We start from the raw sequence: 25,088 nt of genomic DNA, 5'->3' as shown, positions 1-25,088 counted from the left end.
CGGGCAGCCGTCCAGTCTAGCGCGACGTGGCGCCCACTCAGACCCGGGTCTCCTGCTGCTCGCCCTGCTGCCCGCCCGGCGCCTGCTCCCCCGACATCCGCGCGATCCAGTCGGCCGCTTGCACGAGCGCCAGGTGCGATAGCGCCTGCGGCGTGTTCCCCGCGTGCCGGCCGGTATCGGCGTCGTACTCCTCCGAGAGCATGCCGACGTCGTTCGTGAGCGCGACGAGCCGATCCATCAGCCGGCGCGCATCATCGAGGCGCCCGGATCGTGCGTACTGCTCGACGAGCCAGAAGGAGCAGGCGAGGAAGGGATGCTCCCCCGGAGGGAATGCGTCGACGTGGGTCTCGTCGGTGAAGCGGTACCGCATGAGCAGCCCGTTGTGCATGAGGTCGTGCTCGATCGCGGCGACGGTTCCCAGCATGCGCGGGTCGTCGGCCTCGCAGTAGCCGACCTGCGGCAACTGCAGCAGCGACGCGTCGACCGCTTTCGAACCGTATGACTGCACGTAGCTGTTCCGCTCCTTGTCGAAGCCGCGCTCCTCGATCTCCGTTCGGATCTTGTCGCGCAGTTCCTGCCAGCGCTCGACCGGGCCGGGAAGTCCGTGCTGCTGCACCGCGTGGATGGCGCGGTCGAGCGCGACCCACATCATGACCCGCGAGTGCGTGAAGACACGCTTGGGCCCGCGCATCTCCCAGATGCCCTGGTCTTCGCGATGCCAGTTCTGTTCGACGAAGTCCATCAGGGCGCGTTGCAGGGGCCACGAGAACGCGTCTTCCTTGACCCCTGCCTCGCGCGCTTCGTCGAGGGCCACCATGACCTCGCCGATGACATCTCCCTGGAACTGCGCCACCGCTGCGTTGCCGACGCGCACCGGAGCCGCCCCCTGGTACCCGGGCAGCGACGTCAGTTCGCGTTCGGGGAGGAAGCGCTCCCCGGCGAGCCCGTACATGATCTGCACATCGTTGGGATCCCCGGCGATCGCCCGCAGCAACCAATTGCGCCAGTTCTGGGCCTCGCTGACATAGGAGTGGGTGAGGAACGCGCTCAGGGTCAGCGCGGCATCCCGCAGCCACACATAGCGATAGTCCCAGTTGCGAGGGCCGCCGAACTGCTCGGGAAGGCTCGTCGTCGCGGCGGCCACGATGCCGCCGGTCGCCTCGTGGGTGAGCGCGCGGAGCATCAGCAGCGAGCGGATGACCGGCTCGTAGTACGGGCCCTCGTGCACGTACATCGACGCCCACTTCTTCCACCACGCGAGCGTGTCGTCATAGGCCGCATCGAGGTCGATCGGGCCGGGGTCGTGCAGGTGCGACTCGAACCAGGTGATCGAGATGTCGATCGTCTCGCCCTCTGTCACTGTGTAGTTCGCCTCGTGAAGGTGGCCGCGGGCCTTCAACCGGGGACCGCGGCGCACGATCGCGTCGGGGCCGGCGATCGCGACGAGTGCCGGGTGGCCGTGCTCGTCGATCTGCCGCACCCAAGGGATGGCGGCCGCATAGCCGAAGCGCACGCGCAGCTCCTCGCGCATCTCGACCTCGCCGCGAATACCCCGAACGCGCCGCACCACGTCGGCGCGGTGGTCGCCATGCGGCATGAAGTCGAGCACCTCCACCTCGCCGGTGGCTGTCTGCCAACGGGTCGCGAGCACGAAGGTGTGATCGGTGTAGCCGCGAGAGACCTGCGCGTCAGCGTCTGCCGGGGCGATCAGCCACCGCCCGTGCTCCTCATCGCCGAGCAGTGCGCCGAACATCGACGGCGAGTCGTATCGCGGCAGGCAGAGCCAGTCGATGCTGCCGTCTTTCCCTACGAGCGCCCCCGTGTGACAGTCGCTGATCAGCGCATAATCCTCGATGGGCAGGCTCATGGTGCCATCCTGTGCGCCGGGCGTACGCTCGACAACATGGCCCCCGAAGGAGCTCGCGATCACCAAGCGGATGCCGCGTCGAACCCGGGCGAACCGGGTACAGGATCGGCGCGAGCCTCCCGGAGCGCTGGTTCCCGTCCGTCCGATTCCCCTCCCGCCGAGCCGCCTCGCATCGAAACGCTGCTCGTGCTGGGCGCCAGCGGCGACCTCGCCTCCCGTCTGCTGCTGCCGGCCCTCGGCCAGCTCCTGACAGTGGAACCCGACCGCCGCATCCTGCTGGTCGGCGCCGGGGCCGAGCAGTACGACGAAGAGCAATGGCGCACGCGCGTGTCGGATGCCTTCAGATCGTCACAGGCCTCCGGCGACGCTGTCGACGAGCTGCTCTCGCACACGCGGTACCGCTCGGCCGACCTCACGTCCGACGATGGCGTGCGGTCGGTGCTCGACGAGTGCGAAGGCGCAGTCGCGATCTACTTCGCGCTTCCGCCCGCGATCACCTTCAGAGCATGCCAAGCACTCGAGCGGATCGGTGTGCCCGACGGCTCGGTGCTCGGTCTCGAGAAGCCGTTCGGCAGCGACGCCGCGTCGGCACATGAGCTCAACGAGCTCGTGCAGCGAATCGTGCCCGAACGGTCGATTCACCGAGTCGATCACTTCCTCGGCCGCACGACCGTGCTCAACCTGCTCGGTCTGCGCTTCGCGAACCGCGTGTTCGAGCCGCTATGGAACTCGACCCACATCGAACGCGTCGACATCGTCTATGACGAGGAACTCGCGCTCGAGAACCGCGCACGGTACTACGATCACGCCGGCGCGCTCGTCGATATGCTGCAGAGCCATCTGCTGCAAGTGCTCGCGATCTTCGCCATGGAGCCTCCCGCAACCCTCGGTGAAGCAGATCTGCGCGACGCCAAGAGCACGACACTGCGAGCAACGCAGGTGTGGGGCGGGGATGCTGCTGGTTCATCGCGCCGAGCCCGCTACACCGCCGGCCGGATCGGCGACCGGACGCTCCCCGCGTATACCGACGAAGCCGGAGTCGATCCTTCGAACGAGACGGAGACGCTCGCCGAGCTGACCGTCGAGGTGGGCACGTGGCGCTGGGCGGGCGTGCCCTTCACCCTTCGCTCGGGCAAGGCCATCGGGCGGAAGCGCCGCGAGATCATGGTCACCTTCCGAGAGGCGCCTCGGGTGCCGAGCGGGCTCGAGGGCGAGGCGCCGGCGAACGTGCTGCACATCGCGCTCGCCCCGGAGCGGATCGCGCTCGAGTTGAACATGAACGGGCCGGGAGACCCCGAGACGCTGAGCCGCGAGGTGATGCAGGCCGACTTCGATCCAGGCAGGCTGAAGGCCTATGGCGAGGTGCTGCGCGGCATCCTCGACGGCGACCCTTCGCTCTCGATCCGGGCCGACACCGCCGAGCAGTGCTGGCGGATCGTCGAGCCGGTGCTCGAGGCCTGGCGAGCGGGCACGGTGCCGCTCGAAGAGTACGCCGCAGGCTCCAACGGGCCGGATGCGTGGCGCACCAGCATCCGCTAGACGCTATCCCTGATCCGGCTCTCTCTCGCGCCCTCCGCGCCCTCCGCGCCCCTTCGCCGAGATCGCACAACATGCGCAAATCATCGCGAAATCCCAGCAGATCGTGGCATCTCGACGCAATACTCGACCGCGACAAGAGGGGTGAGCGCGGCCAGGGGTGACAGTCGGAGCTGGTCGCGGGAGTCAGATGCGCAGGTAGCGCCGGATGGCGAAACTCGCGGAGATGCCGGCCAGCAGCACGCCGAGCCCGATGATGATCGGCACGACCATGAGCGCCTCGGGAACCCCCACGAGCGAGGTTGTCGCTGCGAGCGACGGCGCGAGGTAGCCCTGCACGAAGAAGTGCACGAGCCCGACGACGGTCGCACTCGCGAGCGCCGAGCCGATGAGCGCCGCGACGATGCCTTCGAGCACGAACGGCGTCTGGATGAAGCCGTTCGATGCGCCGACGAGTCGCATGATGCCGAGCTCTCGGCGACGTGAGAACGCTGAGAGCCGGATCGTCGTGGCGATCAACAGCACCGCCGCCACCAGCATGAGCGCGGCGATGCCGACCGCAGTGATGCTTGCCGCGTTCAGCAGGTCGAAGATGCCGTCGAGGTAGGCGCGCTGGTCTTCGACGTTCTCGACACCGGCCATGGTCGAGAGGCTCTCGACCAGGATCGCGGCCTGGTTAGGGTCTTTGAGGTTCACCCAGAACGTCTCGTTGAGGAACTCGGGCTCGACGAGGTCGGCCACGGGGTTGCCTTGGAACTGGCGCTGGAAGTTCTCATACGCCTGATCGCGGTTCTCGAACTCGAAGCGGTCGATGTACGGCGCGAGCGTGTCTGACTCGAGCTGCGCGCGCACTGCGTCGATCTGCTCCTCGGTCGCAGCCGAGAGCATGCAGTTGCCGCCGTTCGAGACCTCCGTGCAGAGGTACACGGCGACCTGAGCGCGGTCGTACCAGTAGCCCTTCATCTCGGTGATCTGAAGCTGCAGCAGCGCGGCAGCACCGACGAACGTCAACGAGATGAAGGTGACCAGGATCACCGAGATGACCATCGAGATATTTCGGCGGAGGCCCTGGCCGACCTCGTGCATCACCAGGCCGAACCTCATCGGGTGCCCTCCCCGTTGCTGCCGTCGAAGCGGTCACGGTCGGCACGATCGACGCGGTCGACTCGCTCGGGCCGTTCCATGGCGCCGGGGGCGCGGATGACCGTGTCGTCGAGGCCGTCGTCCCACGGCGCGGTGGGCTCGGCGAGCTCACCCGCGTGAAGCGGTGAATCGACCTCGAGTCGCGCCGCACGCGCGAGCGCTGCCGCAACGTCGTCGCCTGGGGCATGCTCGGGGCGCGGTGGCGTCGACGGGGTCGCCGTCGCTGGGGGCGGTGCGGGCTGGGCGTCGCGAGGCTGGGTCGAAGCGGGGGCGGATGCCGCGGCATCCGCCGGCGCGAAGCGTTCGGGCCTGGGAGGCGCCGGCGCCTGCCACGCCGGGGGTGCGCTCTGGGCGCTCTGGGCGCTCTGGGCGCTCTCGGCATTGTGAGGGCCGGGCGCGCTCGCGGGGCTCTGCACATTCAAGGGGCTGACGGGAGAGGAGACCGCGCCGGACGACGAAGCGCTCGGCATCGGCGCGGACGGCGCCTCGCGCACGGCGCCCGCCTGGTCGCGCGAAACGACCGGCATGGCTTGCGTGACGTACCCGCCTTCACGCTCATCGCGCACGACCCGCCCGCCGATGAGCTCGATCACGCGTCGCTGCAGGCGGTCGACGATCGCGACATCATGCGTCGCCATCACCACGGTGGTGCCGTTGGCGTTGATGCGCTCGAGCAGCGTCATGATGCCGGCGCTCGTGGCCGGGTCGAGATTGCCTGTGGGCTCATCGGCCAGCAGCACGGCGGGTCGGTTCACGATCGCGCGCGCGATCGCGACGCGCTGCTGCTCGCCGCCGGAGAGCTCGTGCGGGAAGCGGCCCGATTTGCCGGCGAGTCCAACGAGGTTGAGCACATCGGGCACAGCCTGCTGCACGAAGCCCTTGCTCTTGCCGATGACCTGCAGCGTGAACGCGACGTTGTCGAACACGGTCTTGTTCGGCAGCAGCCGGAAGTCTTGGAAGACGACGCCGATGTTGCGCCTGAAGTACGGCACCTTGCGGCTCGAGATCGTGTTGAGGCTCTGCCCCAGCACGTGAAGTTGACCCTTCGACGGCCTGTCTTCACGCAGCACCAGGCGCAGGAAGCTCGATTTGCCCGAGCCCGAGGCGCCGACGAGGAACACGAACTCGCCCTTGAGGATCTCGAGGGTCACCGAGTCGAGCGCTGGCCGCGAATTGCCCTTGTAGACCTTGGTGACTTCATCGAAACGAATCATGACCATCCGAGCCTAGGCAGCATCGAACGGATGCCGCGCAGCGACTCGCCTTCGACCGGTTCCGATACGCCGCGTGGTGCGAAACCTGGCCGGTCGTCACTCAGTCGTTGTCCTGCTTGCGCCAGCGGATGCCGGCGTTGATGAAGCCGTCGAGGTCGCCGTCGAAGACGTCGTCGGGCTTGCTCACCTCGTACTCGGTGCGCAGGTCTTTCACCATCTGGTAGGGCGCGAGCACGTAGCTGCGCATCTGGTCGCCCCAGCTCGCGGTGATGTTGCCGGCGAGCTCCTTCTTGGTTGCCGCCTCCTGCTCCTTCTGCAGCAGCAGCAAGCGGCTCTGCAGCACCCGAAGCGCAGCGGCGCGGTTCTGGATCTGGCTCTTCTCGTTCTGCATCGAGACGACGATTCCGGTCGGCAGGTGCGTGATGCGCACCGCAGAGTCGGTCGTGTTCACCGACTGCCCGCCGGGCCCGCTCGAGCGGAACACGTCGACGCGGATGTCGTTCTCGGGGATGTCGACCTGCTCGGTCTCCTCGAAGAGCGGGATCACCTCGACGGCGGCGAAGCTCGTCTGGCGCTTCCCTGCCGCACCGAAGGGCGACATGCGCACCAGTCGGTGCGTGCCGGCCTCGACGCTGAGCTTGCCGAACGCGTAGGGAGCGTCGACCTCGAAGGTGGCGCTCTTGATGCCAGCCTCCTCCGCGTAGCTGGTGTCCATGACCTTCGCGGGGTACTTGTGCTGCTCGGCCCAGCGCAGGTACATACGCAGCAGCATCTCGGCGAAGTCTGCGGCATCCACCCCGCCCGCTCCTGCGCGGATCGTGATGACGGCCGGGCGGTCGTCGTACTCCCCGTCGAGCAGCGTCTGCACCTCGAGGTCGGCGAGCGTCTTCTGCAGCCCAGCGAGCTCGTCGGCCGCCTCGCGCGCCGATTCCTCGTCATCCGCCTCATTGGCCATCTCGACGAGCACCTCGAGGTCGTCGAGGCGGCGCCGGATGCCGGTGATGCGCGCGAGGTCGGACTGCTTGTGGCTCAGCGCACTCGTCACCTGCTGCGCCTTGTCGGGGTCGTCCCAGAGGTCTGGCGCACCGGCCTGCTCGCTGAGCTCGGCGATCTCGGCTTCGAGTCGGTCGACCCCGATCACCGCGACGATTTCGCCGAAGGTCGAGCGCAGCTGGGCGATCTGGTCTGTGAAGTCGAGGTCGATCATGGCTGCACCAGACTACCGCCCGCGACTGTGCCGCATCAGCGGCGGGCGCGGCCGTAGGCTCGGACGAGTGAGCGCGGATGCCGGGAACTTCAAGTGGCGCACCGTCATGCTCGCCGCGGTGGCGCCCACCCTGGTCTTCTCGATCGGCGAAGGCGCCATCGTGCCGGTCATCCCGCTCGTCGCCACCGCCCTCGGCTCCGGGCTCGCCGGCGCCGGCCTGGTCGCGTCGCTGCTGACGATCGGTGCGCTGCTCGGCACCCTGCCAGGCGCCCGGGTCGTGCAACGCCTCGGCGAGCGCCGGGCCATGATCGGCGCGGCGGCCGTCTCGGCCGGTGGTGTGCTGCTCGCGGCGCTAGCGCCCAACCCGGCGCTGCTCGCCGCCGGCATCCTGCTCATCGGGCTCTCGGCAGCGGTGTTCGGACTGGCACGACTGTCGTTCATGACCTTGTACGTGCCGCTGCAGTACCGGGCGCGTTCGCTCTCGACGCTCGGCGGCAGCTTCAGGCTCGGCTACTTCATCGGCCCGTTCGCGAGCGCAGGCGTCATAGCGCTGTCGCATGACCCGCAGACGGCCATGTGGGTGCACCTCGCCGCGTGTCTCGCGACCGTGGCGATCCTCTTGATCGTCGAAGATCCGGAGGCGTCGTACCGCTCGCAACTGCGGGGGCGCGCGGTGGAATCCGCTGCGGTCGCGAGCCCCGAGGCCGCAGCGTCTCACGCGCCGACCGGTGTGATCGCGACCATGCGCAGCCGCCGCGACGTGCTCGCGCGCTTGGGGGTCGGGGCCATGCTGGTCTCGGCGCTGCGCATAAGCCGCCAGGTCATCGTGCCGCTCTGGGCGGTGAGCATCGGCATCCCTGCGGCAGAGACCGCGCTCATCATCGGCATCGCGGGCGCCCTCGACTTCGCGCTCTTCTACACCGGCGGGCAGATCATGGACCGGTACGGGCGTCTGTGGACAGCGGTTCCGTCGATGCTCGGACTCGCGGCCGGCCACCTCGCCCTCGCGCTCAGCCACGATCTCCCGAGCGCGCAGGCGTGGTTCATCACTGCGGCCATGGTGCTCGCGGTCGCCAACAGCCTCGGCAGTGGGCTGATCATGACGCTCGGCGCCGATCTCGCCCGTGGGCGGCATCCGGCGTCTTTCCTGAGCGTGTGGCGCTTCACCGCAGAGAGCGGCGGCGCCCTAGCACCGGTGCTCATCTCGGCCATCACGGTCGTTGCGTCACTGAGTTGGGCCGCTGCTGCCATGGGCGCGCTCGGAGTGATGGGAGCAGGCATACTGATGCGCTACCTGCCGCGGTTCGTTCCGAAGACGCACCGGAGCACGCCCCCGCCGAGCGGCGACGTCGGCGACTGAATGCAGCGTCTGACTCGGCGGGTGCCAGAGCGCCACCTGCGAGAGCTCGGATCAGCGCAGCGCTGTGCGAGCGTGCGCGGTGACCTCCAATCGGATGCCGTCGGGAACGAATGCGGTGATGAGCGGCGGCCGCCACCATGACGAGAGGGTGACGCGTGCGCTGGCGCCGTCGGGGCTGTGCGCCCTCTCCAACCGCAGCGACTCCAGGGCTGTCGTGGCGGCGCGCGTCAGGTAGGCGGTCGCCGCCGAGGCCACATCACCCGAATCGAGCACCGGACGGCGCGGCCCATCAGAGGCGACCATGGTGAACGCTTCCGCGCCGGCGAGGGCCGCGCCGTCAGCGAGGGTGAACAACCGCTTGCGCTCGACGTACAGACTCGTCGCTGCGGCCCCCACCAGCACCAGCACGAGCGCGAAGACCACCACCCCGAGGATGAGTGGCAGGATCGAGCCGCGTTCCGAGTCGGCACCGCCGCGCTCTCGGCGATCCGCCATTTGGTGAGCGCCTTCCGCCTCCACGCGACCCCGGAAGCGAAGCAGCTCGCGCCGTTTCCGGCCGGCACGTGCCGCGTTCACCGGGCGCCCCAGAAACGCGACACCGGCTGCGAGGCGGCCGCTTCCACAGCGACCGCGAACGGAGTCGAGGCGTCGATGGCCGGAATCAGTGGCAGCGGAACGCGCAGCGTAAGTTCGATCGTCACCGTGTTGCCGCGCGTGAGGCAGTCGGCCCTCGGTGCGCACGCGATGCGCGCTGCCGCCTGCGCGCGGCTGAACGCCACCCCGGTGAAAGCGTTGATGGTGCTCGCTAGAAGCACACGTCGGCGACGTGAGAACGTCCTTGGCGACGTAGTGAACCATTACCGAGTACGCGCAGCGCGTTGCAGCATCTGCAGCCCCCGATGCCTGGAGATCAGCGCGTGCTCGTCTCCAGCCTTCTCCGTAAGACGAGGATCTCGAAGGAAACGCCACGTCGCCCAAAGAGTGCTCTGATACGGCGGGTAGCCTGACGTTTCTCGCGAGCTAATCGCCTGTAACGCGGGTCTGAATCTCTGGCTGGGCTGATGCAGTCAGAATGTCGCCGAGCATGGACGGCACGCGGGCCACCGGCTCAGAAATGGGCGTGGCGGAGTTGTCGGTATCAGACATAGGTCACCCCCTTAGATCCATTTGAGTGCGGCGAACCCCGAGATGAGGGCGCTCGAAATCATAGTGACGATGAGCAGCGCAATGGCCGCCTTCGTCCAGAACGCTTTGCGGGCCAGGTCCCCTTTGAGCGCTTCGATCTGTTTGAACAAGTCGCGGACAAGCGCGGCTTCGAGGGTGACCGCAGCGAACGAGAGCAGAGTATCGAGCGGCACGAGGGTCACGTCCACCGTTTTACTCTTCCAGAGCGCAACTGCGCGCAGTGCGCACAGAGCCGTGATGACAGCCAACGCGATGGGAATCCAGCTCCAGCCATTCACAATCGAAGCAGGTTGTACGAGCGCAAGCAAGGCTGCGGCGGCTAGGACAAGCGAAGCACGGTTGATCATGTTGCTCTGCTTGGCTAGCAGCTCGTCCGCGATCCGCAAACCGTACAAGTGCACGAGCTTGAGCTGCTCAGCGGATGCTGCCTCGACGGTCATGGGGCAAAGCGTAGTAGTCGGGTACGACACGCCGATCATGCGGGCACACAGACCCACGCATACATCCCCTTACAGCGCGGCGGGCACGGGAGGGGCGCTAATGCGAGCTGAAGACGAGAACGATCTGCTCGCGGGTCACCGGCGTCAGTGCACTCCTATCTGGACTTCGTTGAGGCAGCACGACCGGCTGCAACGCGCTCTAGCCAAGATCTGCGCTGATCCGCGAGGCGGCGTGCTCGACTGGAATTACTAGATGAGCGAAGCTCGACCTCTCGACGGTTCCGTTCTAGTCCCACCTCGACGCGGTTAAGAACGGCAATCTCATAGGGCTCTGCTACCTGTGACATCGTTTGCCTCCTCGGGTCCAACGTTAGACCTTGATACCGACATTCCGTCAGGGCTCTGCATAACCGCAAGGCCTTGCGGACCGGCATCGAAGGCGTACACCATCGCCATGCCGCGAGCCATAGCAAGGAGCGCAGCTCTCTGAGCGCCACCGATTGAGCCCGCCTCGCTGGAGTTCGTGCTTAGCATTCCGAACTGGGCGAGTCCGGCCTTCACCGGAACGGAGATGAAGGTCTTGTAAACCTTCCTGTCCCAGTCCACGCCGTGCACGACATCGCCTTCGCTGAAGACAACCGCCTCATTGTCTGGACCGTCCATCACCTTCCAGATGGGATGTTCAGGTTCATCCTTTTCGATGAAGGGCCTCATTGGCGTGTCACTTCTGCCATAGGCGGTGCCGTGCACCGGCGGTCCGAGTGTTCGCCAGCCTTCGGCGTCTCTGGTCAGAGGGAAGAACGAGGCGCGTCCACCCTGCACACCGACCGCTCTGGCGGCAACGGAAGCGAGCGTCTTGCGAAGAATCTGGATCGCGCGCTCTCGTGCCGCCCCCTTCGTTTCCGCGACTTCGATCGCGTGCTCCAGGAACGTGTTGAGGTCGAGCACGCTCCGTTCGGCATCGTCTTCGGCTGCTCGAAGTAGGAGGTCTCCGTGGCGTGCCTCGCTCGTGTCTGCAATCCGATCAAGCACGACGGCCACACCCGCCGCGATCGCTAGGTACACCCACGCTGCCCGCCACTCGGGAGTTTGATCACCGTTCTCGTCTAGAAACAGGACCGGGCCAGCGATCGCTACGACGGAACCGAGGAGAGTAAACCCTGTAAGGACCCAATGGTCCCTCAGCCAAACAGCCATCGGCCCGATGTACGTCAGAATCCATCCCAACCGGGGGTCTGGGGGGTCTCGCTTGACCGCACCTGACGTTTTCGCACCTTTAGCCACTCTCGCACAGTGACACAGGAGCAGTCGGCAGTGCAACATCATCAATCAGCCGCTCCGGACTAAAGGGAAGTCGCTGCTCCCGGGGCCGAGGATGATGCAGTAACTACCCGAATACTCGGCACTGGGCCCGAGCCCGTGTCGGTTGCGTCGGCGCCGGGGCCGCGCCGACAGACTTATGGTCGTGTTCTCACTCACGACGCCAACACCGACGCCAACTCCGCTTTCGGCACCAACGCCAACGGTGACGCCCAGCCCATCGCCCTCGCCCGCCCCCTCCAAAGTCGATACCGACAGCGTGACCGAGATGCTGAGGGACCTGGTCTCGCTGTTGGATGAGCGCTTCGGCACGAACCTGCTCAACGAGTCCGTCGCTCCCATCGCGACGATTGTGCTCGCGCTCGCGGCGGTCGTGGTCGCCGTCTTCTCCTGGCACACAGCGAAACGAGCGAACAACATCGTCGAGCAACATCGAGAGGAGGACCGCTCGGAGAGGGAGGCACGATTCCGGCGGGGCATTGCCGTTGACGTGCGGGAGTGGCTCAGCGAGTCCATCTGGCGGGCCAAGTACGGTGTCTACCTCCGTGGGCACGACGACGACGGCAAGGACCTGCGGGCTCAGCGGAAACGGATTGAAGCGCGGCTGGAACGCGAGGGCGAGGAGAATGGACTGCGGCTCATGAAGCTTATCCAGCGGAGATTAATCTCACTCGACATGGCGTCAACCACCATGTCAGGCAAGGAACTTGCGCGTTCCCGGCATCCATCCCGCTTGTACATGGAGCGGGATGAACTCCTCCCCCTATTGAAAAGGTGGACTGCCGATCCCGCGAGCATCGAGACCGAGCTGGCGGCCGAAGAGAGTGGTGAGACGATGAAAGCCAAGGCGCGGGCGCAGGCGTTGCGTCGAATGCTGGACAAGCTCACTGCGGAGGCGGAAGTCGGGTCTGGGGCTATCGCTGACTTGGAGGAAGAGTCTCGCGATCCGTCTCCAACCGCGCGAAGCGAAGGAGATCATTAGCCCAGCTCTGCGCGGGGGCTGGCCCGAGTTGGCGAGACGGCGCCGCCGATAGAGTGCGCACATGCATCAAGACGCTCTGCAAACCGCCTTGCAGATCATCGCGGGGGTTGCCACACCCTCGGCCGCCATCATCATTTCCACGGTGGTCGCCGTGGAGCTGGCGAAATGGGAGCGGCTGGCAGCCACGGCGGCCCGTGCCGTGGAGCGAGCGCAGATGGCAGCCGACAGGCTCGAAGATCGGAGCGACGACGCTTTCATCCGTGTCCTCATCGCGCTCGCGACTTAAGCACGGTCAATCTGCGGGCCGAGTCCGCCGCCGAACCCTTCCGAGAACTCCGTGTCGGCCTGACGCTGTTGGAGGCGGCCAACGGACCGCTCGACACATGACCAGCACCGAGTGGCTCACCGCATGGCAGCCCTGAAACGAGTCCCTGGACGACCAGGCCTATCGAGCGCTCCAGGTCGTCGTCGATATGGTCGAGCGCTCGTCATTGAGCACCTCGAGCTGGTCCGCCGAGACCGCGAGCGATGCGATCGAGGCAGCGCGCACGTTGTCGGCCTGGCGTATCGCCGATATTCAAGCAGGCCGAGATTGCCCGACGCACGGGCATCCCAGAACGCCAAGTGCGACGGACGCTCTGACCTTCCACGAAGGGCGAGCCTTCACGAATACTCGGAAGGCTCGCCCTTCTCGCGAGACCGGCGGTCATCCCACGGCATCAGCGGGTCGCGCGGGCGCGGCTCGAGTTGCCAGCCGCAGCCGGGGCATAACCACTCACGCTCCTCCGCGCGCATGACGGCATCGCACCATATGCACGACGGAATGCGTAGGTCCGGATCGCTCATCGTGCCGACGATATCCGAGCTCGAGGGCGTCCGGCCAGGCCTCTAACTTCCCTCGACGCATGACCAACGGCTCCAACGGCACGCACGGGCATCGGGCGGAGGTCAACTAGCGGCAGGGTCGAGCTCCAGCCAGGTGAGAGGGAGTTTGAGACCCGTGTAACCATTCGGCCATCATGACGACTCGACGAGCAAACCTCAGGAGTTATTCACACCGCTGAGACGCTTACGAGCGCGGGCCGACTGAGCGGCACAGGACGGGAAGAAGCAAACCCGCGTTGACCAGGCAAAAGAAGCGCTGCTCAGAACCGTTGCTCCGCTTCAGAAGCGGGAGTACCGTTCGCAGCAGTCGGGCCCGAACGACTTCCGCCCGACATTGGCTTCGGGAGGCTCTCATGCGGGTTCGCACACTGTCGAAGGTCGCGATCGCGGCCGTGGCTGTTGGAATGCTGGCGTCGTGCGCGACGGGTTCCAATCAAACCGCCGATGACGACATCAAGTACGACCGCGATGCGACTCTGAGCGGAAACCTTCAGGTGATGGGATTCGGCGGTGTCGACGAGATCGCGACCACGCGCTATGACCTTGCGACGAAGGCGCTCGGCGACGGTGTGACCGTCAAGCTCATCGAGGGCGACCTCGACATGCAGCAGTTCCTCTCGGCGGTGGCAGCCGGTGACCCGCCGGCACTCGTGTATGCGAACCGCGACCAGATCGGTTCGCTCGCGGCACGCGGCGCGATCATGCCGCTCGACAAATGCATCGAGGGCGAAGACATCGGCACCGACCAGTACCTCGAAGCGGCGCTCGACCAGGTGACGTTCGACGGCAAGGTCTACGGCATCCCCGAGTTCAACACGGTGCAACTGACGATGGCGAACGCCGACCTCCTCTCGGCCGCGGGACTCACCATCGACGATGTCAACGGCTCGGATTGGGATGCCGTCACCAAGGCCGCAGAGGCGATGATGAAGAACGATGGCGGCAAGCTCAGCGTCATCGGGGTCGACACGAAACTGCCCGAGTTCTTCCCCCTCTGGGCGAAGTCGAACGGTGTCGACCTGATCTCTGAGGACGGCCGCACGGCGCAGCTCAATGACCCGAAGGCGGTCGAGGCGCTCGAGTTCGCAGTGGGCATCTACGACCTGCAGGGCGGATTCAGCGCCGTCAAGGCGTACCGCGACTCCGCCGACTTCTTCGGCGGCGGCAACCAGTACGCGACCAATGTGCTCGGATCCATGTGGATGGAGCAGTGGTACATCAACGTGCTGAACGATGTGTCGCCCGACGCGCCTATGGCGTTCGACACCTTCCACTCGAAGGACGGGGAGAGCCTCGCCTACGCCAGCGGCTCGGCGTGGGCGATTCCCGCCGGCAGCAACGAGACCGCACCCGCGGCGTGCCGCTTCGCACGGGTCATGACCGAGGTCGACAGCTGGGTCGCCGCGGCGCAGGCCCGCCTCGACCTCAGGAACGCTGACGGCAAGCCCTTCACCGGCGTGCTGACCGGCAACGCGGATGCCGACGAGAAGATCCGCGAGATGGTGACCACCGGCGGCGAGCCGTGGGACACCGGCGTGAAGAAGATGTACGAGGCGAACGACAACACGTTCTCGCTTCCCGCAAACCCGGCCGACGCCGAGTTCAAGACGGCCTGGCAAGACGCGGTGAACCGCGTGCTGAACGGGCAGGAGGATCCGCAGACTGCGCTCGACAAGGCGCAGGACGAGGCGCAGAAGGCGCTCGACGCGGCGTGGAAGAAGATGGAGAACGGGAAGTGATCGATGAGCGTCACCGAGCTCGCGCCCGCGGCATCCGGTATCGATCCTGAGCGGCAGCGCACGCGGCGCGCGGCCCGCCGCCGCAACACCCGCGCGGCGCTGCTGTTCCTGAGCCCCTGGATCATCGGCTTCCTGGTCTTCACCGCCTGGCCGATCGGCTACAGCGCGTATTTGTCGCTCACCGACTACGACGTCATCAACGACCCGTCGTTCATCGGGTTCGACAATTACGTGCAGCTCATCGAGGATCCGAAGATCGCGTTGGCGCTGTGGAACACGTTCATCTTCACGGTGCTGCAGGTTCCGCTGTACGTGATCGTCTCGATCGCGCTGGCGGTGCTGCTGAACCAGGCCGGGCGCCGGTCGTCGGGCTTCTTCCGCACGGTGTTCTTCCTGCCGAAGATGACCCCTCCGGTCGCGGTCGGTGTGCTGTTCCTGCTGCTGTTCAACGGGCAGAACGGGCTCATCAACCACGTGCTCGGCTGGTTCGGCATCAACGGTCCGGCGTGGACGACCGACCCGGCATGGGTGAAGCCGGGCCTCGCGATCATGAGTCTGTGGACCGTCGGAGGCTCGGTGATCATTCTCCTCGCCGCGCTTCGAGCGGTGCCCAACCAATTGTACGAATCGGCGCGGATCGACGGGGCGAACTTCTGGCAGCAGACGACGAAGATCACGGTGCCGATGATCAGCCCGACCATCTTCTTCATCGTGGTCGTCAACACCATCGCGGCGTTCCAGACCTTCGATGAGGCGTACACAGCCTTCTTCGGTAGCGGCAACACCACCTACAGCAACGATGCGGCGTTGTTCTACGTGATCTACCTGTTCCAGCAGGCGTTCCAGTTCCTGCACATGGGCTATGCCTCGGCGATGGCCTGGCTGCTGTTCGTCGTGATCATGGCGGTCACCGCGATCCAGCTCTGGGTGAGTCGTCGAGTGGTCTACTACGAGGCGGACGTGCGATGACCCAGCAGGTCTCACGACCCATGGGCGAACCGGTGCCCGCTCCCACGGCTGCTCCACTCGGCTTCGAGGCGGGCATGCGGTCGCGGGCCGAGAGGAGCAGCGGCCTAGAGCAGGATGCTGTCGAATCCGAGCCCACGGCAGGATCCAAGCCACCGCAGGACCGCCAGCGCCGTCGCAAGCCGTTGCTGGTGCGCATCGCCGTCACAGCGCTGCTGGTGGTGTTCGGTGTCGTCTTCACCTACCCGTTCATCTGGTTGGTGAGCGCATCCTTCAAGCCTCGTGGCGAGGTGTTCGACAACCAACTCATCCCGAACACGTTCACGCTCGAGAACTACGTGACCGTGTGGCAAGAAGCGCCGCTCGCGCTGTGGTTGTGGAACACCCTGCTCGTGACGGTGCTCGCGGCGGTGACGGTGACGATCTCGAGCGCGATGGTCGCGTGGGGATTCTCGTACTTCCAGTTCCGCGGAAGAAATGCGCTCTTCGGATTCGTACTCGCCACCATGATGCTGCCGGGCGCCGTCACGATGATCCCGACGTTCCTCATCTGGAACGGGCTCGGCGCGACAGGCACGCTCTACCCGTTGTGGGCCGGCAATCTCTTCGGGAGCGCGTTCTACATCTTCCTGCTGCGGCAGTTCTTCCTCGGCATGCCGCGCGACATCTTCGAAGCTGCCCGCATCGACGGCGCGAACAACTGGACGATCTTCACGCGGATCGCGCTGCCCTTGATGAAGCCGGCGCTCGTGGTGACACTGCTCTTCGAGGCACAAGCGGCGTGGACCGACCTCATGCGCGGGCTCATCTACCTGCGCGACTCAGACACCTTCACGGTGCCTCGGGGGCTCAAGGCGCTGGTCGACCAGTTCGGCTTCGGGGGCGAGTGGCACTGGGAGATTCTGGTGACGGCGAGCGTCATCACGACCGTGCCGATGATCATCCTCTTCTTCATCGGTCAGCGGAGCTTCGTCGAGGGCATTGCGACGACCGGCAGCAAGGGTTGAGGCTAGGGAAGGGGCACGGGTGTGCTCACTTCAGCCGCGCGAGGCCAGCACTGGAGAGATCGCCTCCGCCAGTTCCCTCTGAACATCCAGCGGGGCGTGCGCGTCGAAATCAGCGATGAGCCGCGCCGCCGCGTCCGGGAGTGCGTCTGGGCCCACGATTCGGAACATCTCGCCCGTCACGGCGCTCTTTTCGAGCACTGCGGCGAGCCGCTCGTTCACTACACCGGCGGGGTCCGTCCCCGCGAGCTTTGCGAAGCGGATCGCCATTTCGTGTTGTTCCCGGTAGCCGGTGTGATGGTTCTCCTGGATGCACCGGCGCACGCCGTCGCGGAGTTCGCTCTCGGTGGGCATCGGCGCGAGCCCGGCCCAGGCGTACGCGAGGTACCGCGCCTGCTGCTCGAGCACGACCGGATACGGACCCAACTGCGCCCAGAGGCCGAGGAAGGCGAGCCCGGGCAGTTCCGGGTGAAACGTGAACTCGGAGAGGTTCATGCCCTTGCGAGTCAGAGCGATGATGTCTGAGATCTCGTCGTCCAGGTACGGCAGGTTGAGGTCGAAGCCTGTTCCAACGATGATCGCGTCGGTCTCCTCCTGTGTGCCGTCGAGGTAATGGACGATATTGCCCTCGAGGTGGCTGATCCACGGGCGCACTGTGATGCGGTCTTCGGCGATCAGATTCAGATAGTGCTGACTCCCGGTCACGCCGGCCTTGGCAAGGTCATCGTGCGGAGCGGGTGCGCCGTAGCGCGCGGGGTTCCCGCCGATGCGAAGAAGGAGTTCCTTCGCGTCGGCCAACAACGTCTCATCGGGTGTGTCAGCGAGGCGCAGCGCACCGGCGCGAGTGAAGACGAAGTACTCGAGGGGAGCGCCCGCGACCATCTTCGGCATCACGAACCTCTGCCTGCGCTGCGCCAGCGAGACCGAAGCGGCGCCGCCCATTGCCTGGTCGCTCGCGATCTCGAGTGACGAGATCGAACCGCCGCACACCAGCACGCGCATGCCACGGAACCGTTCCGGCTCCTTGTAATCGAAGGTGTGGACGACACCACCGGCGCCCGTGAATCCATCGAGACCGGGGATGGCGGGGATCTCTGGCTTGTTGAAGCGCCCGCTCGCGACGACGGCGCGGTCGAATCGCGCGGTGTGCTCCTCGCCGCGCTCATCCGTCCATGTCACCGAATATCCGGCATCCGCGCGCTCGAGGCGCGTGACGGTCGAGTTGAAGCGGATGCACCGGCGGAGGGCGAATTTCTCGGCGAACTCGTTGATCATCGCGAGCACTTCACCGTTACGGGGGAACAGCGCGGTGCCGGCGGGGTACTGCACGTCGGAGAGCTTTGTGGCGAACTTTCCAGTGTTCGTCCGCATCTGCGGCCAGACGCCGCTCTTCGGGTTGGCGCGGTTCCACTGCCCGCCGAGATCCGAATACGCTTCGAAGATCGTCGGCTGGAAGCCGTTCGCCGCGAGGTAACGCGCGGCGGAGAGGCCGCTCACCCCGGAACCGACGATGGCGACGGTTTCACTGCTCATGCTGGTGTGTCTTCCCTGTTGTGGGTGTCGGCGTTCCGGACGCACTCTGGATACTGAACGCCGCCTCGGCCGCTTCGTGACTGGCCCAATAGACGTCTCGGGGGGCCGCGGCGTCACCGATCACGTGCACCGGGATGCCGGGCATGTCCGCCTTGAGGCGTGCGCCGAGCTCCCAGAGCGACCTGCGCCCGCCGACCACCACGGTTGCGGCCTCCACCGCAAGGCGCGCACCATCCACCTGAGTGACGATGGAGCGAGCATCGATGTCCTCGACAGTCGATAGCCGGTGCACGGTGATCTTGTCCACGGCGACGACCTTCGCCTCGATGAAGGATCCGAGCGGAGCGGGGCGATCGGCCGCGAGCGCGGTTCCCTGCTCCACCAGGTGCACTTCGACCCCGCGGCGCGCGAGCAGCAACGCCAGGTGGCAGCTGGCGGAGTCCCCCGTCGTGACCACCACCGGACCCTCGACGGTCTCGTGCTCCGCGAATGCCTCGAAGACATCCAGCATCCGGACGCTGCCGTCGTTTAGTCGCACCCGAGGAAGGGTGCCGCCGGCGCCTGTCGCGACGACGACCGCGTCGGGCGCAAGCTGCGCCACGAGTTCCGCGTCGGCGGTCGTCGAAAGCCGGACGTCGACGCGATGCTTCTTGAGCTGGCGTTCGAGCCATCCGACCAAGAGCGCGTGGTCGGGCTGCGTCGCCATCGAATTCAGGATCTGCCCGCCCAGCCGCGTTTCTCGTTCCACGAGCGTGACCTCGTTTCCCGTGCGCGCGAGCACGCGGGCTGCGTGCATTCCGCCCACCCCACCCCCGACGACGAGCACTCGTCTCGGGGTCTCGGTCGGCGTCATGCGGCGGCTCTCCTCGTGATTGGAGTGCGGGTTGGCGGCGCACTGCACCGGAGTGCGGGCGACCGACATCCAGAGACACGCGTTGCACGCGATGCACGGAAGGATGTCGTCGGCGGCCTCGCGCTCGATCTTTCTCACGAGATGAGGGTCGGCGTGGAAACCGCGGGCGATGGTTATGTAGTCGATGCCGTACTCGAGCATCGCCTGCTCGGCGACGACCGGGTCGCTGAGCTTCTGCGCGACACCGACCGGCAGCTCCCCGACCGCCGCCTTGATCGCGGCCGCCTGCGGCAGGAACCCCCCTCGCGGCGCGTCTGCCCCCTGGAAGATGACCGACATCGACTCGTACGTGCCCCCTGCCACGTCGATCATGTCGATGCCGGCATCCTTGAGCATGCGAGAGAACTCGACGCTCTCGTCGAGCTCGAGTCCGCCGTCCACATACTCGACCGCCGAGATGCGATAAGCGATCGGGTAGTCCGCGCCGACGACTTCGCGCACGGCCTCAAGAATCTGCAACGGGAACCGAGCACGGTTCTCGAGCGACCCTCCGTATTCGTCGGCTCGCCGATTCGATTGCGGAGAGAGGAACTGCCCGAGCAGGTAGCCATGCGCGCCGTGAAGGGTGATCATGTCGACACCCGCCTCGAGACACCGGCGCGCCGCCGAGCGATAGGCGCGTTCGACATCGTGGATGTCTTCGAGCGTCATCTCCCGAGGTGTGGCACCCGGTCCCATGGCCCTGCTCGCGATCGCGGACGGGGCGATCGCCTGACGGCCGCTGGCCGATGAGCTCGACTGTCTGCCGCCGTGGTGAAGTTCGAGCGACAACTGCCCGCCACCGGCATGAACCAGATCGGCGAGTCTGCGCAATTGCGGAATGACGCCGTCGTGGTGAGACCCGACCTGGTACGGATTGCCTCGTCCGCCTTCATCGACATAAGTTGACTCGAGGTTGATGAGCGAAGCACCGCCCCGCACCCGCTCGGCCACGTATTCGATGTATCGCTCGCTCAGCGATCCGTCCGGGTGAGCCATGGATTTCTCCATCGGCGCGACCATGAGGCGGTGGCGCGTGCGCATCGAGTTGATGCGCCCGGGTCGAAGAAGATTCTCGAACATCAGCCCGCCGTTTCCGGAACCATCGGCCGGCATCGGTGTGCTTCCGGGGTCGTTCGCTGAATCGGCAAGCCCGTCAACCTCCTCGTCAACTGATCGCATGAGCCGCATCGCGGCTTCCGACAGATTGCCAGCGCCGGCTTAGTATGCGCTTTGGGAGTAGAGACAAGAGCACACCGTTTCTTGGTGTTTGTCACGACCTCCCTTTGCGGTTTTCACGATCGTGCGCACGGGTGCCGCGTTAGGATGAACCGCTTGAGCGGATGAGACGGAGTTCCACGATGGAGACCGATTTCGACGGGACGATCGTCGCGCATCCAGACACCGACGTGGTCGACACGATCCTGGGCCGCGTGCGGCCTCTGCTCCCCCATTACGCGACGATGGCGGCGGAGGAGTACGGGCGACGATTTCAGGACTACGCGCGACTGTCACCCGCGGCGTTCGAGTCGGTGATCGAGTCGTCGTTCGCCAACCTGCGGGCGCTGGTCGAGGCGATAAAGTCCGAAGCCGAACGGCCGGCCTTCAACTCGGTCTCGTGGGAGCGCATCGGAGCGATCAGGATGCGGCAAGGCATCTCGATCGAGTCCCTGATGCGCTCGTACAACGTCTGGGGGCGATTCGCGTGGGCGATGTTCCTCTCGCAGATCAGACGGGATGATCGCCGCGAACTGGAGACTCTTCTCTACATCTCTGCGAGGCTGTTCTGGCACATCGAGAACGCGACGGGCAGCATGGCGGCCGGCTTCATCCGAGAGGCGCAATCGACCTGGTCGAACCGAGAACTCACGCGGAACTCGCTCGTGGACGCCCTGATCACCGGCAAGCTCGACGGCGGCGCGCTGAGCGCGGAGCCGTACGGGAAAGACCTGGCGTCGAGCTACGTCGCGATCGCCATGCTGCCGAGGCGAGCGGGTGCTGCGCAGTCGCCCTCGCTTGAGGACCATGTGCGACGCGTCTACCAGATCGCGACGAGGATCCGCTCGGACCATCGTGCGTTCGCCGGGGTGCGAGACAGCAGCGTCTTCCTGCTGTGGCCGGTTGACGATGCCGTCGGCCAGAAGACCCTCGGCCCCGTGGCCAGAGAACTCGCCGAACGCTTCTCGACGATGGGGGTCGGAGTGGGCGCGGCCCACCCAGGGCTCGAAGACGTGCGGCTCTCGTTCGAAGAAGCGCAGGAGGCCTCCCACATCGCCGTCGCGCTCGATACCGGTGAGCCGCTGAGCTTCAACGACCTGCGGCTCGAGAGACTGGCCCGGAGCAGCGGCCTCATCCAGGAGATGTCGCGCGACGCGCTCGGGCCCCTCCTGGAATACGAACGTCGGCGGCCGTCGGCGCTCGTCGACACGCTGCGTGCGTACATCGACGCAGGAGGGAACATCTCGGGAGCCGCCGAGAGCATGTTCGTCCACGCGAATACGGTCATCTACCGGCTCAAACGCATCGCCGAGATCACCGGGCTCGATCCCCGCGAGTCACGCGGGCTGCTCGTGCTCTCTCTTTCACTGCTCGCCTACCAGATCGGGACCGACCGGCCGGGCACCGAAGGCTAGCGACCCGCGAACCGCAGGAGCACCGCCTCGCCCTGACCTCCGCCCCCGCAAAGCGTGGCCACACCGAACTCGACCGCATCCCGCCGCATTTGCAGAGCCAGCGACATTATCAAGCGGAACGCTGAGCCGCCGAGCGGGTGGCCGAGCGCGATCGCGCCGCCATTGACGTTGACCGTTTCCTCGTCGAGGCCGAGGTCTCGCTGAGTGGCGATGACGACGCCCGCGTATGCCTCATTGACCTCCCAGAGCCCGATGTCAGCGACCGAGAGCCCCGCCGCCGCGAGCACTTTCTCCGCCGCGCGCGCCGGTTTCAGATGCAGCGACACGTCGGGACCCGCGACGACGGAGCTGGCGACTACCTGGACGATAGGCTCGAGCCCCAGGCTCGCCGCATAGTCGGCGTTCGCCAGCACACCCATCGATGCGCCGTCGGAAAGCTGAGAGGCGTTGCCGGCGGTGATGGAACCGCCCTCGGCGAACACCGACCGCAGCGACCCGAGACGCTGCAGATCCGTATCGGACCGGATCCCTTCATCATCGCCGACGGAGTCGACCGGAACGATTTCGTCGGCGAAGCGGCCCTCCTGCCTCGCCTGTGCCGCGCGTCGGTGACTGCGCAGGGCGAAAGCATCCTGTTCCGCGCGACCGATGCCGAGGGCGGTGTTCGCCGTCTCAGCGATCACTCCCATCCCGTCACCGCTGATCGCACAGGTCAGTCCGTCGTGCACCATGAGGTCGACCAGATCGACGTCTCCCGCCTTGACCGCGCCGCGAAGGCGCACGGCGTGCGGCGCCCGGGTCATCGAGTCGGCCCCGCCCACGAGTGCGGCCTGCGATTCGCCGAGGCGGATCGCCATCGAGGCGAGGCGAACCGCCGACGCTCCTGCGAGACAGACGTCGTTGAGAGTGATCGCGGGAACCTGCAACGACACCCCGGCGTCGAAGGCTATCGATCTCGCCGGGTTCTGGCCGCCGGCGGCTTGGAGCACCGATCCGATCAGCACCGAATCGACGGATGCGTCGCCGGCCCGCGACAGAGCCTCCGCGGCCGCGGCCGCCCCGAGCCGCCGCGCCGAAACGCCGGCCAATGCGCCGTTGAGCTTGCCGATCGGCGTGCGAGCGGCCGACACGATCACCGGCGGACGCATGCGAGGTCCTCCGTGAAGCACACCGCGGTGCCTTCGAGAGCGACGACCCCGTCGTCTCTCGTGACCGTCGTCGCGATCTTGGTGATGGGCTTGTCGTCGCGCACCTCTGTCACCGTGACCGTGCCCGTGATCGTGTCGCCCGGGCGCACCGGCGCGAGGAACTTCCACTCCACCCCGAGGAATACCGATCCTGGCCCCGGCAGGCGCTCGGCCACGACGGCGTTGAGGATCGCGGTCGTGATGCCGCCCTGCACGATGATGCCGCCGAACCGCGAGGCCGACGCCGCCGGTTCGTCGTAGTGCAGCGGATTCATATCTCCGCTGATCCGGGTGAAGAGCTCGATGTCTTCGGGGAGGATCGTGCGGCTGAGTTCCGCGCTCTGTCCCACTTGCGGCATCCGCTCTGACCAGTTCGACATTTTCAATCGCTTTCTTCTCTTTCGTCCCAGCACATGGCTGAGCCTGACCATCGCCACGGCGCCGAAGACCGGCCCGGGCACGAGCACCAGGAACGCCCACTGCCATCCCGCGCTCTCACCGATCGCGCCCACCAGCAGAATCGACCCGATGGTGAGACCGAAGCCGACAGCTGTCTGGGCGGTAAGGGCTGTGCCGATCCTGTCTGAGCGCGCGGTCTCGCTGAGCGCCGTTGAGAACACGCCGGAATCGGCGATCACGCTCGCGCCCCACAGCAGGAGGATGGCGATCGCCACAGGCGCGGGCAGCAGGCCGAGCAGCGGTGAGAGCAGCGCACACGACCCGCTCGTCGCAAGGGCGATGCCGGCGGCCGCGGGGCGGCCCACCGCATCGGCGAGCCAGCCGCCGATCAGCGCCCCGGCGACGCCGGCGAGCCCGATCACGGCGAAGATCAGCAGAGCGGATGCCGCCCCGGAACCTGCGACTCCCGAGGTGACTGCCAGGTGGGGCGCCCACGCCCAGAACGCGTACAGCTCCCACATGTGCCCGAAGTATCCGAAGTTCGCGTACCGCGGTCCCGGCTCGCGGAACATGCGCGCGGCGTATCCCAGGTCGATCCGACCAACCGTCGGCACCGCGAAGGGTCCTTCGCGCACCCCGAACACGCTTAGCGCGGCGGCGATCGCCGCTGCTCCCCCGGCGATCGCCATCAGCGATCTCCAGGGCAGGCCGTCGAGCCCGGCTATCACATGCGGCAGTGCGGTTCCGAGCGTCAGTGCTCCGATCAGCACCCCATAAGCACGCGCCCGCAGCGACTTGGGCGTCCAGGTCGCCACGACTTTTAGTCCCACGGGATAGACGGCCGCCAGGCACGCGCCCGTCAGGACGCGGAGGATCGCCACCCCGATCGCCCCGTCGACGAGCAGGGTCGCACCCGTGCTCGCCGCCGCACCGAGGCACCCGATGGCCATCAGACGACTCGCGCCGATTCGATCCGCGATGCCCAGCCATGCCGCGAGAACCGCGCCGATCACGAAACCCGCCTGTACCCCGACCGTCAACCACACCGTCTGCAGCGTCGACAACGACCACTCCGCAGCCATACCCGGTGCTGCTGCTGTGGCCGAGAACCAAGTGCTGATCGCCAGCACCTGCACGACCGCGATCAGCGCGAGTTCGAGACGACGAGACACGACGGTTCATCCCTCACGGATGACCTCGAACCGATGGATTCCGTCACGGTCAGGGTTTGCGAGCCGGACGAGATCACCCACGGTCACGGCGGTGGGGGGATCCACCCGTGCGAGAAGTCGTGGACCCTCTTCGAGCTCGATGATCGCGATCGTGTAGGGCGCCTCCTCGAGCCACGCCGGGTGGCCGGGCATGGTGATGTCGGTGAATGTTACGATCCGCCCGCGGCCGGAACCATCGAACGACTCGACTTGCCGCGACCAGCACTTCGCGCAGAGCGACCGGGGATAGTGCTGCGCCTGCCCGCAATCGAGGCACCGCTGAAGCAGAAGCCGCCCCTCCGAGGCCGCTTGCCAGTACGCCTGAGTGAGTGGCGTCGTGACGAGACCGGGGCGAGGAACACTGGAACCGGATGCGTCGGGCACG

General features: G+C 66.4%; 21 protein-coding genes. 8 read left to right on the top strand and 13 right to left on the bottom strand.

Going from position 1 to position 25,088, the window contains the following annotated elements:
* Positions 1-37: 37 nt before the first annotated feature.
* Entirely contained in the window at positions 38-1,867 is a 1,830-nt protein-coding gene (locus tag QF206_RS00305; RefSeq protein ID WP_281487208.1) for a glycoside hydrolase family 15 protein, read from the bottom strand.
* 36 nt (positions 1,868-1,903) lie between these two features.
* Between QF206_RS00305 and QF206_RS00300 the strand changes: the two genes are divergently transcribed.
* A complete protein-coding gene (locus QF206_RS00300; RefSeq protein ID WP_281487207.1) occupies positions 1,904-3,406 on the top strand; it encodes a glucose-6-phosphate dehydrogenase in 1,503 nt (500 codons plus the stop codon).
* Between the two features lie 183 nt (positions 3,407-3,589).
* Here QF206_RS00300 and ftsX read toward each other — a convergent pair whose 3' ends face one another.
* The 3 genes from ftsX to prfB form a co-directional block, all read right to left on the bottom strand.
* Positions 3,590-4,507, bottom strand: coding sequence for a permease-like cell division protein FtsX (gene ftsX / locus QF206_RS00295; protein WP_281487206.1), 918 nt, complete (start codon positions 4,505-4,507; stop codon positions 3,590-3,592).
* Positions 4,504-5,760, bottom strand: coding sequence for a cell division ATP-binding protein FtsE (gene ftsE / locus QF206_RS00290; protein ID WP_281487205.1), 1,257 nt, complete (start codon positions 5,758-5,760; stop codon positions 4,504-4,506). Before ftsE ends, ftsX begins: the two co-directional genes overlap by 4 nt.
* Positions 5,761-5,860: 100 nt before the next feature.
* Positions 5,861-6,967 carry a peptide chain release factor 2 gene (prfB, locus tag QF206_RS00285; RefSeq protein ID WP_281487204.1) on the bottom strand — a complete coding sequence of 369 codons (1,107 nt, stop codon included), beginning with the start codon at positions 6,965-6,967 and terminating at the stop codon, positions 5,861-5,863.
* Between prfB and QF206_RS00280 the strand changes: the two genes are divergently transcribed.
* Positions 6,966-8,327 carry an MFS transporter gene (locus QF206_RS00280; protein WP_281487203.1) on the top strand — a complete coding sequence of 454 codons (1,362 nt, stop codon included), beginning with the start codon at positions 6,966-6,968 and terminating at the stop codon, positions 8,325-8,327. The two genes, prfB and QF206_RS00280, sit on opposite strands and share 2 nt — an antisense overlap.
* 51 nt (positions 8,328-8,378) lie before the next feature.
* On the opposite strand, the gene QF206_RS00275 is transcribed toward QF206_RS00280, so the two are convergent.
* The 4 genes from QF206_RS00275 to QF206_RS00260 form a co-directional block, all read right to left on the bottom strand.
* Complete coding sequence (locus QF206_RS00275) at positions 8,379-8,822, bottom strand: pilus assembly protein TadG-related protein (protein ID WP_281487202.1); 444 nt, start codon at positions 8,820-8,822, stop codon at positions 8,379-8,381.
* A gap of 77 nt (positions 8,823-8,899) precedes the next feature.
* Positions 8,900-9,142, bottom strand: coding sequence for a hypothetical protein (locus tag QF206_RS00270; protein WP_281487201.1), 243 nt, complete (start codon positions 9,140-9,142; stop codon positions 8,900-8,902).
* Between the two features lie 342 nt (positions 9,143-9,484).
* On the bottom strand, positions 9,485-9,952 hold the full coding sequence (locus QF206_RS00265) for a hypothetical protein (RefSeq protein ID WP_281487200.1): 468 nt from the start codon (positions 9,950-9,952) through the stop codon (positions 9,485-9,487).
* A gap of 321 nt (positions 9,953-10,273) precedes the next feature.
* Positions 10,274-11,149, bottom strand: coding sequence for a hypothetical protein (locus QF206_RS00260; protein ID WP_281487199.1), 876 nt, complete (start codon positions 11,147-11,149; stop codon positions 10,274-10,276).
* 382 nt (positions 11,150-11,531) lie between these two features.
* Here QF206_RS00260 and QF206_RS00255 point away from each other — a divergent pair, with 382 nt between their 5' ends.
* The 5 genes from QF206_RS00255 to QF206_RS00235 all read left to right on the top strand — a co-directional run bounded on the left by QF206_RS00255 (position 11,532) and on the right by QF206_RS00235 (position 16,851).
* Positions 11,532-12,254: a hypothetical protein gene (locus QF206_RS00255; protein WP_281487198.1), complete on the top strand. Its 723-nt coding sequence runs from the start codon at positions 11,532-11,534 to the stop codon at positions 12,252-12,254.
* 61 nt (positions 12,255-12,315) lie between these two features.
* Positions 12,316-12,540, top strand: coding sequence for a hypothetical protein (locus tag QF206_RS00250; RefSeq protein WP_281487197.1), 225 nt, complete (start codon positions 12,316-12,318; stop codon positions 12,538-12,540).
* 952 nt (positions 12,541-13,492) lie between these two features.
* Positions 13,493-14,878, top strand: a complete 1,386-nt coding sequence (locus QF206_RS00245; protein ID WP_281487196.1) for an extracellular solute-binding protein — start codon at positions 13,493-13,495, stop codon at positions 14,876-14,878.
* A 3-nt stretch (positions 14,879-14,881) separates the two neighbouring features.
* On the top strand, positions 14,882-15,847 hold the full coding sequence (locus tag QF206_RS00240; protein ID WP_281487195.1) for a carbohydrate ABC transporter permease: 966 nt from the start codon (positions 14,882-14,884) through the stop codon (positions 15,845-15,847).
* Positions 15,844-16,851, top strand: coding sequence for a carbohydrate ABC transporter permease (locus QF206_RS00235; protein WP_281487194.1), 1,008 nt, complete (start codon positions 15,844-15,846; stop codon positions 16,849-16,851). Before QF206_RS00240 ends, QF206_RS00235 begins: the two co-directional genes overlap by 4 nt.
* Positions 16,852-16,881: 30 nt before the next feature.
* On the opposite strand, the gene QF206_RS00230 is transcribed toward QF206_RS00235, so the two are convergent.
* Positions 16,882-18,381 carry a flavin-containing monooxygenase gene (locus tag QF206_RS00230; RefSeq protein ID WP_281487193.1) on the bottom strand — a complete coding sequence of 500 codons (1,500 nt, stop codon included), beginning with the start codon at positions 18,379-18,381 and terminating at the stop codon, positions 16,882-16,884.
* Positions 18,371-20,356: an oxidoreductase gene (locus QF206_RS00225; RefSeq protein WP_281487192.1), complete on the bottom strand. Its 1,986-nt coding sequence runs from the start codon at positions 20,354-20,356 to the stop codon at positions 18,371-18,373. Before QF206_RS00225 ends, QF206_RS00230 begins: the two co-directional genes overlap by 11 nt.
* Positions 20,357-20,634: 278 nt before the next feature.
* Here QF206_RS00225 and QF206_RS00220 point away from each other — a divergent pair, with 278 nt between their 5' ends.
* The gene (locus QF206_RS00220; protein ID WP_281487191.1) at positions 20,635-21,906 is read left to right on the top strand and encodes a PucR family transcriptional regulator; all 1,272 of its coding nucleotides are present in this window, start codon (positions 20,635-20,637) and stop codon (positions 21,904-21,906) included.
* Here the strand turns inward: QF206_RS00220 and QF206_RS00215 are convergent.
* The 3 genes from QF206_RS00215 to QF206_RS00205 are packed head-to-tail and all read right to left on the bottom strand — an operon-like array spanning position 21,903 to position 25,087.
* The gene (locus QF206_RS00215) at positions 21,903-23,054 is read right to left on the bottom strand and encodes an acetyl-CoA C-acyltransferase (RefSeq protein ID WP_281487190.1); all 1,152 of its coding nucleotides are present in this window, start codon (positions 23,052-23,054) and stop codon (positions 21,903-21,905) included. The genes QF206_RS00220 and QF206_RS00215 overlap by 4 nt on opposite strands.
* A complete protein-coding gene (locus QF206_RS00210) occupies positions 23,039-24,664 on the bottom strand; it encodes an MFS transporter (RefSeq protein ID WP_281487189.1) in 1,626 nt (541 codons plus the stop codon). The genes QF206_RS00215 and QF206_RS00210 overlap by 16 nt, the downstream gene beginning before the upstream one ends.
* Before the next feature lie 6 nt (positions 24,665-24,670).
* Positions 24,671-25,087 (bottom strand): Zn-ribbon domain-containing OB-fold protein, encoded by a 417-nt coding sequence (locus QF206_RS00205; RefSeq protein WP_281487188.1) that lies wholly within the window; start codon positions 25,085-25,087, stop codon positions 24,671-24,673.
* Position 25,088: the final 1 nt, after the last annotated feature.

Source organism: Ruicaihuangia caeni (assembly GCF_029952955.1).
Lineage (GTDB): Bacteria > Actinomycetota > Actinomycetes > Actinomycetales > Microbacteriaceae > Ruicaihuangia > Ruicaihuangia caeni.
Note: the sequence above shows the minus strand (reverse complement) of the source record. Positions and strands in the feature narration are given on the sequence as shown.

Bases quoted from the DNA above. Each gene is read 5' to 3' on its own strand.
- QF206_RS00305 (WP_281487208.1), bottom strand. From the start codon at position 1,867: ATGAGCCTGCCCATCGAGGATTATGCGCTGATCAGCGACTGTCACACG.
- QF206_RS00300 (WP_281487207.1), top strand. From the start codon at position 1,904: ATGGCCCCCGAAGGAGCTCGCGATCACCAAGCGGATGCCGCGTCGAAC.
- ftsX (WP_281487206.1), bottom strand. From the start codon at position 4,507: ATGAGGTTCGGCCTGGTGATGCACGAGGTCGGCCAGGGCCTCCGCCGA.
- ftsE (WP_281487205.1), bottom strand. From the start codon at position 5,760: ATGATTCGTTTCGATGAAGTCACCAAGGTCTACAAGGGCAATTCGCGG.
- QF206_RS00280 (WP_281487203.1), top strand. From the start codon at position 6,966: ATGGCTGCACCAGACTACCGCCCGCGACTGTGCCGCATCAGCGGCGGG.
- prfB (WP_281487204.1), bottom strand. From the start codon at position 6,967: ATGATCGACCTCGACTTCACAGACCAGATCGCCCAGCTGCGCTCGACC.
- QF206_RS00275 (WP_281487202.1), bottom strand. From the start codon at position 8,822: ATGGCGGATCGCCGAGAGCGCGGCGGTGCCGACTCGGAACGCGGCTCG.
- QF206_RS00265 (WP_281487200.1), bottom strand. From the start codon at position 9,952: ATGACCGTCGAGGCAGCATCCGCTGAGCAGCTCAAGCTCGTGCACTTG.
- QF206_RS00260 (WP_281487199.1), bottom strand. From the start codon at position 11,149: ATGGCTGTTTGGCTGAGGGACCATTGGGTCCTTACAGGGTTTACTCTC.
- QF206_RS00250 (WP_281487197.1), top strand. From the start codon at position 12,316: ATGCATCAAGACGCTCTGCAAACCGCCTTGCAGATCATCGCGGGGGTT.
- QF206_RS00245 (WP_281487196.1), top strand. From the start codon at position 13,493: ATGCGGGTTCGCACACTGTCGAAGGTCGCGATCGCGGCCGTGGCTGTT.
- QF206_RS00240 (WP_281487195.1), top strand. From the start codon at position 14,882: ATGAGCGTCACCGAGCTCGCGCCCGCGGCATCCGGTATCGATCCTGAG.
- QF206_RS00235 (WP_281487194.1), top strand. From the start codon at position 15,844: ATGACCCAGCAGGTCTCACGACCCATGGGCGAACCGGTGCCCGCTCCC.
- QF206_RS00230 (WP_281487193.1), bottom strand. From the start codon at position 18,381: ATGAGCAGTGAAACCGTCGCCATCGTCGGTTCCGGGGTGAGCGGCCTC.
- QF206_RS00225 (WP_281487192.1), bottom strand. From the start codon at position 20,356: ATGTTCGAGAATCTTCTTCGACCCGGGCGCATCAACTCGATGCGCACG.
- QF206_RS00220 (WP_281487191.1), top strand. From the start codon at position 20,635: ATGGAGACCGATTTCGACGGGACGATCGTCGCGCATCCAGACACCGAC.
- QF206_RS00215 (WP_281487190.1), bottom strand. From the start codon at position 23,054: ATGCGTCCGCCGGTGATCGTGTCGGCCGCTCGCACGCCGATCGGCAAG.